Origin of the sequence: Mycobacterium sp. 3519A (assembly GCF_900240945.1) — a bacterium.
Lineage (GTDB): Bacteria > Actinomycetota > Actinomycetes > Mycobacteriales > Mycobacteriaceae > Mycobacterium.
Genome location: NZ_OESG01000014.1, coordinates 494,917 through 508,163, shown reverse-complemented (window position 1 = coordinate 508,163; position 13,247 = coordinate 494,917). Strand labels below are relative to the sequence as shown.

General features: G+C 66.5%; 12 protein-coding genes. 6 read left to right on the top strand and 6 right to left on the bottom strand.

From position 1 onward, the window contains the following. Positions 1-134 precede the first annotated feature (134 nt). Positions 135-293: a hypothetical protein gene (locus C1A30_RS35660; protein WP_156752459.1), complete on the top strand. Its 159-nt coding sequence runs from the start codon at positions 135-137 to the stop codon at positions 291-293. Continuing rightward, a complete protein-coding gene (locus tag C1A30_RS23590; RefSeq protein WP_369974176.1) occupies positions 290-934 on the top strand; it encodes a L,D-transpeptidase in 645 nt (214 codons plus the stop codon). The genes C1A30_RS35660 and C1A30_RS23590 overlap by 4 nt, the downstream gene beginning before the upstream one ends. Here the strand turns inward: C1A30_RS23590 and C1A30_RS23585 are convergent. Then, positions 929-1,771, bottom strand: coding sequence for a MaoC/PaaZ C-terminal domain-containing protein (locus C1A30_RS23585; RefSeq protein ID WP_101950777.1), 843 nt, complete (start codon positions 1,769-1,771; stop codon positions 929-931). The genes C1A30_RS23590 and C1A30_RS23585 overlap by 6 nt on opposite strands. A gap of 1 nt (position 1,772) precedes the next feature. Continuing rightward, on the bottom strand, positions 1,773-3,122 hold the full coding sequence (locus C1A30_RS23580; protein ID WP_101950776.1) for a 3-oxoacyl-ACP reductase: 1,350 nt from the start codon (positions 3,120-3,122) through the stop codon (positions 1,773-1,775). Positions 3,123-3,160: 38 nt separating this feature from the next. Here C1A30_RS23580 and C1A30_RS23575 point away from each other — a divergent pair, with 38 nt between their 5' ends. From C1A30_RS23575 to C1A30_RS23560, 4 genes are all read left to right on the top strand, one after another. After that, complete coding sequence (locus C1A30_RS23575) at positions 3,161-4,468, top strand: acetyl-CoA C-acetyltransferase (protein ID WP_200828410.1); 1,308 nt, start codon at positions 3,161-3,163, stop codon at positions 4,466-4,468. Between the two features lie 129 nt (positions 4,469-4,597). Continuing rightward, positions 4,598-5,539, top strand: coding sequence for a TIGR03564 family F420-dependent LLM class oxidoreductase (locus C1A30_RS23570; RefSeq protein WP_101950775.1), 942 nt, complete (start codon positions 4,598-4,600; stop codon positions 5,537-5,539). 243 nt (positions 5,540-5,782) lie between these two features. After that, positions 5,783-7,057, top strand: a complete 1,275-nt coding sequence (locus C1A30_RS23565) for a sensor domain-containing protein (RefSeq protein WP_101950774.1) — start codon at positions 5,783-5,785, stop codon at positions 7,055-7,057. Then, positions 7,054-7,713 (top strand): response regulator transcription factor, encoded by a 660-nt coding sequence (locus C1A30_RS23560; RefSeq protein ID WP_101950773.1) that lies wholly within the window; start codon positions 7,054-7,056, stop codon positions 7,711-7,713. The genes C1A30_RS23565 and C1A30_RS23560 overlap by 4 nt, the downstream gene beginning before the upstream one ends. Here the strand turns inward: C1A30_RS23560 and C1A30_RS23555 are convergent, their stop codons facing one another. The 4 genes from C1A30_RS23555 to C1A30_RS23540 form a co-directional block, all read right to left on the bottom strand. Further along, the gene (locus C1A30_RS23555; protein ID WP_235010166.1) at positions 7,714-8,355 is read right to left on the bottom strand and encodes an esterase; all 642 of its coding nucleotides are present in this window, start codon (positions 8,353-8,355) and stop codon (positions 7,714-7,716) included. 6 nt (positions 8,356-8,361) lie between these two features. After that, positions 8,362-9,471, bottom strand: a complete 1,110-nt coding sequence (locus C1A30_RS23550; RefSeq protein ID WP_235010165.1) for a hypothetical protein — start codon at positions 9,469-9,471, stop codon at positions 8,362-8,364. A 143-nt stretch (positions 9,472-9,614) separates the two neighbouring features. Continuing rightward, positions 9,615-11,282, bottom strand: a complete 1,668-nt coding sequence (locus tag C1A30_RS23545; protein WP_142392656.1) for an NHL repeat-containing protein — start codon at positions 11,280-11,282, stop codon at positions 9,615-9,617. A gap of 129 nt (positions 11,283-11,411) precedes the next feature. Further along, positions 11,412-13,247 (bottom strand): acyl-CoA dehydrogenase, encoded by a 1,836-nt coding sequence (locus C1A30_RS23540; protein ID WP_101950771.1) that lies wholly within the window; start codon positions 13,245-13,247, stop codon positions 11,412-11,414.

Here is a 13,247-nt window from a genome sequence, read left to right as displayed (position 1 = left end):
CGTTGTCGCTGTGTACGTGGGCAAAACGACAAGTGCCTTTCGCCTCGCCGTCGAATCGTTATCGGAGCTTGCCTTCAGTGACACGTCGCGTCGCAAGAATGCGACGGAAGCTGGTTGGCGGACGAGAGGAAGCAGTGACCGACAAGGACCTGTACAGCGCGATCCTTAGCGTATTGCAGTCGCATTTCGACAGCACCGGGCAGCCAAGGTCGGCATCACAAGCCGTGCAAGCTCACCAGATCGGCCAAGACGCCATCAACGACTGGTTATCGGCGAAGATGCCGCCCTTGTGAGGTTCGCCAAGACACTGTGGCTGGGACTGGCAATGCTCAGCCTTCCCCTTGCCGCGCCCGCGGCAGCGGATCCCGCAGGCCAACCCGCCCAGTGGATCGTCGTCGGCGTGCCAGCGGCACACGCCACCACGGGAACTCTGACCGCCTACCAACGCGTCAGTCAGCAGTGGAAGGTGGTGCTGGGCCCGGTGCCCGCCAAAGTCGGTGAGCTCGGTGTCGGCGCTCCTGCCGACGGTGTGCATCGCACGCCCGTCGGGACGTTCAGATTCGACCAGGCCTTCGGCCGACAACCCAACCCCGGCACCAAGATGCCCTACTTCCAAGCCACCCAACAGGATTGGTGGGACGAGGACGCCCGATCACCCAGCTACAACACCCACGTGCGCCGCTCCGGCAGTCCCTCGTCGATCGCCGAGAACCTCTACGACTCCGGACCTGTCTACGACTACGCGGTCAACATCGCGGTGAATCCGCAACGCATTCCGGGCCGCGTCTCCGGAATCTTCTTGCACGTCACCGACGGCAGCCCGACCTGGGGTTGCGTGGCCATCAACCGCGACGACATGCGCAGCGTGTTGAACTGGCTCGACCCGTCGGCGTCGCCGGTCATCACCATCGGCGTCGGAAGCCCGACGCTATAGCGCCGTCACCGTTCCCGTCAGGTGCGGATCGCCCTTCTTCAGGTTGCGCAGCGTCAACTGCCACCCGTCGGAGATGCGGTCGACATGCAGACCGGCCTGTGCGGGCAGCACCACCGGCTTGGCGAACCGCACCGAATACTTCACCGCATCCGGCAGCTGCCCCTCGATGTTCGCCAAAACCGCTGCAGCGGTGAACATTCCGTGCGCGATCACCGTCGGGAATCCGAACAGCTTCGCGGCGATCGGGTTGGTGTGGATCGGGTTGTGATCCCCTCCGACCGACGCGTAGTGCCGGATCTGCCCCGGCGTGATGCGAAGCACCGCGTTCGGCGGACCGGGCTTGGGCTGCTTCTGCGGCGGCGGCTTCGGCTCGTCGGACAGGCTCGTCTTCTGCTGATGCAGAAATGTGGTCACCTGATGCCACGCCTGCTCGTTGCCGACCTTGATATCGGTGACGATGTCCACCAGTAGCCCGCGCCGGTGCTCACGAAGATTCTCGGCGTGCACCTGCGCGGACATGGTATCGGTCACCAGGATCGGCCGGTACTGCGTGATGTGGTTCTCGATGTGCACCGAACCCATTGCGGCGAACGGAAAGTCGAACCCGGTCACCAGCGCCATCACCGTCGGGAACGTCAACGCGAACGGATAGGTCAGCGGCACCGCATCACCGAACCGCAACCCCGTCACGTTCGCATACGCCGCGACGTTGGCCGCATCGATGCCCAACTCGTCGACCGTCAACGTGCGCTCCGGCAGCGTGTCGCCGCGCGGCACCAGCGGCAGCGCACCTGCCGCCGCGCGCACCAGGTTCATCAAGCCAGACGGTTGCGTCATGTCATGCACCCAACCATGCCTGGCCACACACCCGAATCGTATTGCCGGTCACGGCATTCGACGCGGGACTCGCGAAGTAGGCGATGGTCTCGGCAACGTCGACCGGCTGACCGCCCTGATACAGCGAGTTGAGGCGCCTGCCCACCTCACGGGTGGCCAGCGGAATCGCCTCCGTCATCTTCGTTTCGATGAAGCCGGGCGCGACCGCGTTGACAGTGATGCCCTTCGACGCGTACGCCTCGGACAACGTGTCGGTCAGCCCGATCATGCCTGCCTTGGTGGCCGCGTAGTTCGTCTGGCCGCGGTTGCCCGCGATGCCCGCCATCGACGACAGCCCGACGACCCTGCCGCCATCGGCGAGGCTTCCGTTCTCCACCAGCCCTTCGGTGAGCCGAAGCGGCGCAAGCAGATTCACCGCGATCACCGAATCCCAGCGCGCCTCGTCCATGTTGGCCAGCAGCTTGTCCCGGGTGATTCCCGCGTTGTTGACCAGGATGTCGGCGCGACCGTCATGCACCTCACGCAGATGCTCAGTGATCTTGTCGACGGCATCCTCGGCGGTGACGTCCAGCGTCAGCGCCGTGCCGCCCACCTTGGACGCGGTGTTACCGAGAGCATCGGCGGCGCTCTCGACATCGATGCACACCACCTTCGCCCCGTCCCGCGCGAAGACCTCCGCGATCGTCGCGCCGATGCCACGCGCCGCACCCGTCACGATCGCCACCTTGCCGTCCAGCGGCTTGTCCCAATTGGCGGGCGGCGCTGAATCGGCCGCGCCCACCCGGAACACCTGCCCGTCGACGTAGGCCGACTTACCGGACAGGATGAACCGCACCGTCGACTCCAGCCCCGTCGCCGCGGGCTTGGCCTCCGGCGACAGGTACACCAGGTTCACCGTGGCGCCGCGCCGCATCTCCTTGGCCAGCGACCGGGTGAACCCCTCGAGCGCCCGCTGCGCCACCCGCTCGTGCCCGCCGACGTCCTCGGGCGTCGTCCCGATCACGACGATGCGCCCGGACGGCCCGAGGTTGCGCAGCAGCGGCGTGAAGAACTTGTACAGCGCCTTCAGCCCGGCGGGGTCGGTGATGCCGGTGGCGTCGAACACCAGCCCGCCGAACGAATCGGCCCAGCGGCCGCCGAGGTTGTCCGACACCACGTCGTAGTCCTCGGCCAGCGCGACGCGCAACGGTTCGACGACGCGACCCTCACCGCCGATCAGCAGGGTGCCCGTCAGCGGCTGGTCGCCGGGCTTGTACCGGCGCAGCGTCTCCGGCTGCGGGATGCCGAGCTGCTTGGCGAGGAACGATCCGGGCGCCGAGTGGACGATTTGCGAATACAGATCGGTAGCCATGATGACGAACTTACTCCAGAGTAAGAAGGGTGCGTAGTATGGGGCTCATGGCTAGTGATACCCACCGACGCGTCGCCATCCTCGGCGGCAACAGGATTCCGTTTGCACGGTCGGACGGCGCGTATGCCAACGCCTCCAACCAGGACATGTTCACCGCGGCGCTGGGCGGACTGATCGACCGCTTCAACCTCGACGGCGAGACGCTGGGCGCGGTGATCGGCGGTGCGGTGCTCAAGCACAGCCGCGACTTCAACCTGATGCGGGAGTGCGTGCTCGGCAGCTCGCTGTCGTCCTACACGCCCGCGTTCGACATCCAGCAGGCCTGCGGCACCGGTCTGCAGGCCACCATCGCCGCCGCCGACGGCATCGCCGCAGGCCGCTACGACGTCGCCGCCGCGGGTGGCGTGGACACCGCCTCCGACGCGCCCATCGCGTTCGGTGACGACCTGCGCCGCGTGATGCTCGGACTGCGCCGCTCCAAGTCCAACCTCGAGCGGCTCAAGCTGGTCGGCAAACTGCCCGCCTCACTGGGCATCCAGATTCCCGTCAACAGCGAACCGCGCACCGGTCTGTCGATGGGCGAGCATCAGGCCATCACGGCCAAGCAGATGGGCATCAAGCGCGTCGATCAGGACGAGCTGGCCGCCGCCAGCCACCGCAACATGGCCGCCGCCTACGACCGCGGATTCTTCGACGACCTGGTCACCCCGTTCCTCGGGCTGTACCGGGACAACAACCTGCGCGCGGACTCGTCGCCGGAGAAGCTCGCCAAACTCAAGCCGGTGTTCGGCGTGAAGAACGGTGACGCCACCATGACGGCGGGCAACTCGACGCCGCTGACCGACGGCGCGTCGGTGTCGCTGCTCGCCACCCCGGACTGGGCCGCACAGCACGGCATCGAGCCGCTGGCGTACTACGTCGACGCCGAGACCGCGGCGGTCGACTACGTCAACGGCAAGGACGGTCTGCTGATGGCGCCCACCTACGCCGTGCCGCGGCTGTTGGCCCGAAACGGCTTGAGCCTCGGCGATTTCGACTTCTACGAGATCCACGAGGCGTTCGCGTCGGTGGTGCTCGCGCACCTGCAGGCGTGGGAGTCCGAGGAGTACTGCAAGGAACGGCTCGGCTTGGACAAGGCGCTCGGCTCGATCGACCGGTCGAAGCTCAACGTCAACGGTTCGTCGCTGGCCGCGGGGCACCCGTTCGCCGCGACCGGCGGGCGGATCGTGGCGCAGCTCGCCAAGCAACTCGCGGAGAAGAAGAAGGAGACCGGCCAACCGGTCCGCGGCCTCATCTCGATCTGCGCGGCCGGCGGCCAGGGCGTCGCCGCCATTCTGGAAGCCTAGGAAAAAACTTCCGCAGGGTTGTAACGGGCCGCAGCGGGCATTCGATACACCTCATAGCTCCGTATTGCCGTCTGACCCCCCGACCCGACGGTAATACGGGGCTCTTAATTTTCAGTGTCGAGTGCTTCGATGGTCAGCATGCAGATCAGCCTGACCCTCGTCGGATTACTCAACGACCCCGCCGGCGGTCCGCCCGTCGATTCCCTGGTGACGAACCTCGCGCAGCTACGCGACGAGGGGTTCCGGCGGGTGTGGATGGCTCAGCTGCCGTTCGACCCGGACCTGACCACCCTCCTCGCCGTCGCACTGCACGAGGTGGACACCATCGAGGTCGGCTCCGGCGTCATCCCGATCCAGGTGCAGCATCCGACGCAGCTGGCGCAGCGCGCGCTGACCTTGAACATGATCTCGGGCGGGCGCTTCACGCTGGGCATCGGCATGAGCCACCGGATGGTCACCGAACAGATGTGGGGCGTGTCCTGGGACAGGCCCGTCCGCCAGATGCGCGAATACCTCGACGGGCTGCAGCCGCTGCTGGCCGGACAGGCCGCCGACGCCACCGGCGAGTTCTGGACGACGCGAGGCGCGCTGCACATTCCCGGTGCGCCGACGCCGCAGGTGTACATCGCCGCGCTCGGCCCGCAGATGCTGCGACTGGCCGGACGGCGCACTGCGGGCACGCTGACGTGGATGACCGGGCCCAAGACGCTGGCCGAACATGTGGGCCCGACGCTTCGTCAGGCCGCCACGGAGGCGGGCCGACCCGAGACTGCGGTGCGGGTCGCGGCGTCGTTGCCGGTGGCCGTCACCGACGACGTGGAGGGTCTGCGGGCGCGGGCGGCCGAGGAGTTCGCCATCTACGGCCAGCTGCCGTCGTACCGGGCGATGCTCGACCGCGAGGGCTATCAGGGGCCCGAGGACGCCGCGATCATCGGCGACGAGAACACCGTCGGGAAGCGCCTCGACGAGCTGGCCGCCGCGGGTGTCGACGAGTTCGCGGGCGTCACGTTCGACCCCTCCGCGGAGGGGCGTGCGCGCACCCGCGCGCTGCTGCGGACGAAGGACAAATAGCGCCGAAAAGACTCTGGTGTGACCGCAATCACAAGCGTACGATCGAGCGCACGACGGGTTCGGGAGTGACCAGTCCAAAGTGCCGGTAAGAGGTGAAAGCCGGACGCGCGAGAATTAAATGAGACGCCCTCAAATGTCCTCCCGAACCCGCCCTATTTTTGTGTGAAGGTGTGGCTAGCCCCACCGAACATCCGCCTGACACCACCATGGAGTGCCAGCCCGGCGACGGGCCACGATGGTGACGTGACGACGACTGCTGTTGTGACCCAGTCCGATTGGTCCAGGACCTTGCTGACGCCCCTGCGTGCGCCTGCCTGGCGGGCCTATTTGTACTTCGTCCTGGCCAGCGTTCTGGCGATCGTAGGCGTGGCGTTCGTGTTCTTCGCCGGCCTCGGTTCGGGACTGCTGCTGCTCACCCTCATCGGCATCCCCCTGGGGGCCGGTGTGGTGCTGACCGGCAGGCTGTGGAACCGGTTGTATCGATCGCTGGCCCGGCTACTCGACGTGGACATCGATGCCCCGCCGCCGTTCGTGCGTCCGGCAGGGCGCTTGCAGACGATCCCCGCAGCGCTGACCGACGCCGTCGGCTGGCGCAGCCTCGGGTTTCTGGCGTTACAGGCGGTGCTGATGACGCCGGTCGGATACCTCGTCATCGTCGGTGTTGCGATGTCCGGCGCGCTGGTGATCTCGCCGGTGGCCTGGTTGGCGATGGGGGAGCCGTTCGTGACGCTCGGCGAGCCGGTGGATTCGCTCGGCGCATACCTGCTGTTGTCCCTCGGCGGCCTTGTCGCGCTCTACCTGTTGGGCTGGTTGATGCTGGGGCTCACTCGTGCACACGTGGGGCTGGCCCGCGCACTGCTCGCCCCGACCGAGCGGGAGCGGCGCGTCGGTCAACTGCAGCGCGCCCGTGCGGGTGTCGTCGATGACGCGGCCACCACGCTGCGCCGCGTCGAACGGGACCTGCACGACGGCACCCAGGCAAGGCTCATCACCGTCGCGATGGCGCTGGCACGCGCCGAGGAGCACTTCGCGTCGTCCAACGTCACCCGCGGCCGCGAACTGGTGTCCGACGCCCTCGCCAACACCAAGGACACCCTCGCCGAGCTTCGCGACCTCGTCCGCGGAATCCGGCCCCCGGCACTGGATCTCGGCCTCGGCGAGGCGGTGCAGACGCTGGCGGCTCGCAACCCCATCCCTGTCGACGTCGCGGTCCGCCTCGACGCGAAGCCGTCGATCGGTGTGGAGACCATGGCCTATTTCTGCGTAGCCGAACTGCTGGCCAACGTCTCAAGGCACTCGGGTGCCAGCCATGCCGCGGTGAGAATCAGCGGCGACCCCGCCGAGCTACGAATCAGTGTGGAGGACAACGGCTCCGGCGGCGCGACGATCGGCACCGGCTCGGGATTGACGGGATTGCGCGACCGGCTGGCGATGCTCGACGGCCGATTGCAGATCGACAGCCCACCGGGTGGGCCCACCGTCGTGACCGTGACGGTGCCATCTGGACGCGAACAGTGACCCGCGTCGTCGTCGCCGAGGACTCTGCGATTCTGCGTGAAGGCCTGGTGCAACTGCTCGTCGAACGCGGCCACGACGTGGTGGCCAAGATCGGCAATGCCGACGAGTTGCTCTCCGCCGTCGATGAATTCACCCCGGATGTCGCCGTCGTCGACATCCGCATGCCGCCGACGTTCACCGACGAAGGCCTGGTGGCGGCGGTGTCGTTACGACGGTCGCATCCCGACGTCGGCGTCCTGGTGTTTTCGCAGTGGGTCGAAACCCGGTACGCCACCGAACTGTTGGCGGGCAGACCGGAAGGCGTCGGCTACCTGCTGAAGGACCGGGTGACCGACATCGCGGAATTCGACGATGCGTTGCGCCGGGTGGCTGCGGGCGGCACCGCCCTGGACCCGGAGGTGGTGCGTCAGCTGATCGGCGGCAACCGCAAGGCGTCGGTGCTGGACCGGCTCACCCCGCGTGAGCGCGAAGTGCTCGAGCTGATGGCCGAAGGACATTCGAACAACGCCCTGGCTCAACATCTTTCGATCACCGAACGGGCTGTCGAGAAGCACGTTTCGGCGATCTTCACCAAGCTGGAACTGCCGCCGTCGCAGGCGCACCACCGCCGCGTGCTTGCGGTGGTCACCTATCTCAATTCTGATTCACCCGTGTAGCTACGCCAGCAACGGCGCCAGTTCGCTTCGGGGCACCGAGACCTGGTGGGGTCCGTCGTTGTCGGCGACGATCTCGTCTTCGCCGAAGAAGAAGATCACCGCGTCGTCGGTGATCGCGAAGTTCCGGTATGTGGTGGCGTCGAGACCGTCCAATTTGCGTCCGACAATCGAGTTGAGCACGGGAACGGGGTCGGTGCCCGGCTTGAACAGCGTGTCGACGGTGATCGGTACGTGCTTGGCCGCGTCGTAGTTGAACGCCTGGTATGTGGTGCCGGGGTGATCCTCGTGTCCGAGGCCGGTGTCGTCGTGGACGGTCAGCACCAGGGATTGCGTACCCGAGGACTGGTACTTCTCGGCGGTGACGTCGTGCAGGTATCGGCGATGACCACCACCGAACTCGGCGACCCAAGAAAGGAAATCGGCACGGCTCTGCTCGAGGTAGCCGGCCACGGCCTGCTCGTCGGGATAGCCCAGCGGGAAATCGATGTCCATCGAGTACGCCGCCGCGGTGGAGTGCACGTGACAGACCTGGTCGACGTCGACCGTCCCTCCGAGCTCCGCACACGTCAATTGCGCACTGGCTGAGGGCATTCCGGCGATCAACGCCGCACCCGCGACCGCTGTGATCAGTGCACTCTTCACGGTCGCCTACTCGTGTCCGGGGTAGAGTCGCGCGCTGCTCACACCGCCACCGTTGATCGGCGGTCCGAGCAGCACGGTGGAGGTGTTGGCGATCGGGTCAAAGATCAGCAGCGACGTCGTGCCACCGCATCCCACCTTGGCGAGCAGCACCAGCTTGTCTCCTGTCGCACCCACCAGTTCGCTGCTGTTCGAAACACCGGGGATGTCGACCCGGGTGGTGTGCATGTCAGGTGTCAAGCGGGACAAGAAGATCGAACCGCAGGCGCCCTGCGACTGAAGAAACGTCCCACTGGGCAGTTGGAAGGCGATCCCGTCGTCGAGGTCACCGCCGAAGCCGGGGTCGTCCTGCTGGCTCGAGTTGACGGCGGTGAGCGCAGTTGCAGCCCCACCGTCGACGGGAATCTCCCAAAGCTGTTTTCCCGCGTTGTTTCCGCAGTGCGCGAGGATCACGGTTGGAGTCCACCACCGCACAGGTTCGCATTCTGCGTCGGACATCGGCGATGGCAGCGTGCGGATGACCTTGCCGTCACTGTTCACCATGACCATGTCGCTGCCCGACGTCGTCGCGCCGGGACTGCCGATGGTCGTGGTCCCGAGGACGAGCTGCGTCCCGTCCGCCGATTGGAGATAGTGCCCGTTGAAATGACTTGCGCCGGCCGACGAATCCGCCTGGTAGGTCTGCTGCTCATGTCCGGAGAGATCGATGCGCGTCAACGTCGCCGGTTTGTCCACGCCATTGTCGGTCGACACCAGCAACGCGTTACCGTCTGGATGCGTATAGCGGGCGTAGCCCTTGACGGGAATCGTCGTCTGCGCACCGGTGTGCAGATCGATCGAGAGAACGGACGGTGATCTGTATCCCTGCGGCTCGATCAGAGCGTGGCTGCCATCGCCGGACCAGTCGATCAACTCGGGCTCAGCGCCGGGGCCGAAGGTCGTTATCGGATAGCGATTGCCCTGCGGGTCAACCAGATACAGCGTCGTGGTGGCCGCATCGCTCGTGGGATGGTCCGGGACCGGTGCCTCGCCCGGCCTGGTCGGCGTCACCGGGTTCCACATGGCGAGCATCCACCCAGCACCGACCTTCGACCAGGGCACACCGCTGGTCGCTGGCATCCGCCCCGCGTGCGGCGGCGGGCGGTGCTGGCGCCGCGGTGGGTGAACCGTTCGGCGACGAGCATCCGGCCAGCATCACTGCCGACACCGCGGCCAGTCCAATCGCAGTTCTGATTCGTTTCACGTTGTTTCCTTTGCGAATCTCATTGAGAGGTTGCGAGTTTCACGACACGCGCGTTACCGCTGTCGGTGACGTAGACCGCACCGGCGTTGTCAACGGCCACCGCTTGGGGACTGTTGAGTCCGGTGAAGGGCAGCGCGGAGACGGAACTCGACTCCGCGGCGATCCTCACCACACGGTTGTTACCGCGGTCAGCGACATAGACATCGCCTGCGGCGTCGACCGCGACACCGGCGGGGCTGTTCAACTCGGCCAATGCCAGCACCGTTGCGGCGCTCGATCCCGCGGCGAGCCTGAGCACCCGGTTGTTGCCGCTATCGACGACGTAGACGTCGCCTGCGGTATCGACTGCTACGCCCTGCGGGTCGCGAAGACCGCTGAACGGCAGCATGATCGGACTCTGCGCGCCGGTGACCAGCTTCCACACCCGATTCCCGGCCCAATCGGCGACATACAGGTTGCCCGCCTTGTCTACGGCCACAGCGGCCGGGTGCTCGATCCCCTTGAGCAGCAATGGAACTGGGTTGCTCGCTCCGGGCGCAAGCTTCAGCACCTGATGGTGGTCGAAGTCCGCGACATAGAGGTTGCCCGACGAATCGACGGCGGCGCCGACGGGATCGGCCTTGGCGCTGAAGGGCAGCGGTGCCGGCGTGTCTGCGCCTGCCGCGAGTTTCCACGCCCGGTTTTCGCCCTGGCCGGTGACGTACACGGTGCCCGCGCCGTCGACCGCCACACCGTTGGGGTACACCAGGTCGGTGAACGAGACGGTCGTGGTCATGCGAGCCCCAGGCTCCAGGCGCATCACCTTGCGCTCGCCGAAGTCGGTCACGACGAGTGTGCCGCGAGAGTCCACCGCCAACCCGGCGGCCTTGCTGCCGACGTAGATCGGCAGCGGCGCGGGAGTCGCCGCACCGGCGGCGAGCTTCAGCACCGGGTCGGGGTTCATCTGCAGCACATAGACGTTGTCAACGGCATCCACTGCTACCGCGGTCGGGTGGTGCAGCGAGCCGAAGGGCAGCATGACCGGCTGGCTCGCACCCGCCGCGAGCTTCAGCACCAGGTTGGCCGCGTTGTCCGTGACGTAGACGTTGTGCGCGGTGTCCACCGCCACGCCGACCGGGCCGCGCAGCGTGCCGAACGGCAGCACCGACGCGGAGGTTGTCCCCGCGGCGAGCTTCAACACCCTTCGGTTGCTGTAGTCGGTGACGTACACGTTGCGCTCGGCGTCGACGGCCACGCCATCGGGGTCCTCGAGGCCATCGAACGGCAGCGCGGTCAGATTGTCTGTGCCCGCCGCGAGCTCCCACACCTTGTCGGCGCCGTTGTCGGTGACATAGACGTTGCCAGCGCCGTCGACCGCCACACCTGTCGGATTCGAAAGGCCCTCTGACGGAAGAGGAGTCGGCGCGCTGGCGCCCGCCGTCAGTTTCATCAGCTGGTGGGAGGAATGGTCGGCGATGTACAGATTCCCTGCCCCGTCGACGGCCGCACCCCAGGGCTGACCGAGGCGCGTGAACGGCAGCACGTCCTGCGAGGTGTACGACACCGCTGAGTCGCGCGCCGGGTGTTGGGAGGCCATCGCCTTGATGCTGACGCCTGCCGCAGTCGCGACGATCACCAGCAGGCCGAACAACAGCGCGAGCGCCACGCCGCGGCTTGCACGCCCCACAGGCGGCGAAACAATTGTCATTGCAAGGGCCTTCCATCACTGACGCGTTGTTGCGATCAGCGTGCAGAAGCGACCTTGGCGATTTCTTGGTTACCCAACGCAAAAGGCCCCGGGAAGAGACCGGGGCCTGTCGCGTACGAAGGGGTTCCTTTAGAACGCCGCCTCGTCCAGTTCCATCACCTCGTTGTCGAGGTTCTCAATGATGCTGCGGGTGCTGGTCAGCATCGGCAGGAAGTTCTTCGCGAAGAACGACGCCACCGCGATCTTGCCCTCGTAGAAGGCGCGGTCGTCACCACTGGCACCGCCGTCGAGCGCCTCGATGGCCACCGCCGCCTGCTGGGCCAGCAGCCAGCCGAGAACCAGGTCGCCGACGCTCATCAGGAAGCGCACCGAACCCAGGCCCACCTTGTACAGCTCGGCGGGGTTCTCCTGCGCGGCCATCAGGTAGCCGGTCAGCGACGCGGCCATGGCCTGGACATCCTCCAGCGCGGTGGCCAGCAGCGCGCGCTCAGCCTTGAGCCTGCCGTTGCCCGCCTCGTTCTTGACGAACGACTCGACCTGGCCTGCCACATACGCCAGCGCCTGGCCCTTGTCGCGGACGATCTTGCGGAAGAAGAAGTCCTGCGCCTGGATGGCCGTGGTGCCCTCGTACAGCGAGTCGATCTTGGCGTCACGGATGTACTGCTCGATCGGGTAGTCCTGCAGGAAGCCGGACCCACCGAAGGTCTGCAGGCTCTCGGTCAGCTTGGCGTAGGCCTGCTCCGAGCCGACACCCTTGACGATCGGCAGCATCAGGTCGTTGACCCGCACGGCCAGTTCGGCGTCCACATCGTGCAGCGCCTTGGCGACCGCCGAATCCTGGAACGTCGCGGTGTACAGGTACAGCGCGCGCAGCCCCTCGGCGTATGCCTTCTGCGTCATCAGCGAGCGACGCACGTCCGGGTGGTGCGTGATGGTCACACGCGGCGCGGTCTTGTCGGTCATCTGGGTCAGGTCGGCACCCTGCACACGCTCCTTGGCGTACTCCAGGGCGTTCAGGTAGCCGGTGGACAGCGTGGCAATTGCCTTGGTGCCCACCATCATTCGAGCCTGCTCGATGACGTCGAACATCTGCGCGATGCCGTCGTGCACCTCGCCGACCAGCCAGCCGACAGCGGGAACGCCGTGCTGTCCCAGCGACAGCTCGCAGGTGGCCGAAACCTTAAGGCCCATCTTGTGCTCGACGTTGGTGACGAACACGCCGTTGCGCTCACCGGGCTCACCGGTCTCGGGGTCGAAGTGGAACTTCGGCACGAAGAACAGCGACAGCCCCTTGGTGCCCGGGCCTGCGCCCTCGGGGCGGGCCAGCACCAGATGCATGATGTTCTCGCCCAGGTCATCGGCGTCACCCGAGGTGATGAAGCGCTTCACACCGTCGATGTGCCAGGTGCCGTCGGGCTGCTGGGTGGCCTTGGTCCGGCCGGCGCCGACGTCAGAACCCGCGTCGGGCTCGGTCAGCACCATGGTGGCGGTCCAGCCACGCTCGGAGGCCAGTACGGCCCACTTCTTCTGCTCCTCGGTGCCGAGGTTGTAGAGGATCTGCGCCATGCCGGGACCCATCGCGTACATGTACGCGGCGGGGTTGGCGCCGAGCACATGCTCGATCAGGGCCCACTGCAGCGCGCGGGGCATCGGCATGCCACCGAGCTCCTCGACGAGGCCGATCTTGTCCCAGCCGCCGTCGAACAGCGCACGCATGGACTTCTTGAACGGCTCCGGCAGTGTCACCGAATGGGTCTTGGGGTCGAAGACCGGCGGGTTGCGGTCGGAGTCGGCGAAGGACTCTGCGATCGGACCCTCGGCCAGCCGGGCGATCTCTCCCAGCATCTCGGTCGCCGTGTCGGTGTCCAGGTCGGTGAAAGCACCCTCACCGAACGCCTTGTCCACGCCGAACACCTCGAACAGGTTGAATACCTGGTCGCGGACGTTGCTCTTGTAGTGGCTCAC

What these genes read in the sequence shown, in the direction of transcription:
- C1A30_RS23585 (WP_101950777.1), bottom strand. Translation starts at nt 1,771, where the DNA reads ATGACGCAACCGTCTGGCTTGATGAACCTGGTGCGCGCGGCGGCAGGT.
- C1A30_RS23580 (WP_101950776.1), bottom strand. Translation starts at nt 3,122, where the DNA reads ATGGCTACCGATCTGTATTCGCAAATCGTCCACTCGGCGCCCGGATCG.
- C1A30_RS23575 (WP_200828410.1), top strand. Translation starts at nt 3,161, where the DNA reads ATGGGGCTCATGGCTAGTGATACCCACCGACGCGTCGCCATCCTCGGC.
- C1A30_RS23570 (WP_101950775.1), top strand. Translation starts at nt 4,598, where the DNA reads ATGGTCAGCATGCAGATCAGCCTGACCCTCGTCGGATTACTCAACGAC.
- C1A30_RS23550 (WP_235010165.1), bottom strand. Translation starts at nt 9,471, where the DNA reads ATGCCAGCGACCAGCGGTGTGCCCTGGTCGAAGGTCGGTGCTGGGTGG.
- C1A30_RS23545 (WP_142392656.1), bottom strand. Translation starts at nt 11,282, where the DNA reads ATGACAATTGTTTCGCCGCCTGTGGGGCGTGCAAGCCGCGGCGTGGCG.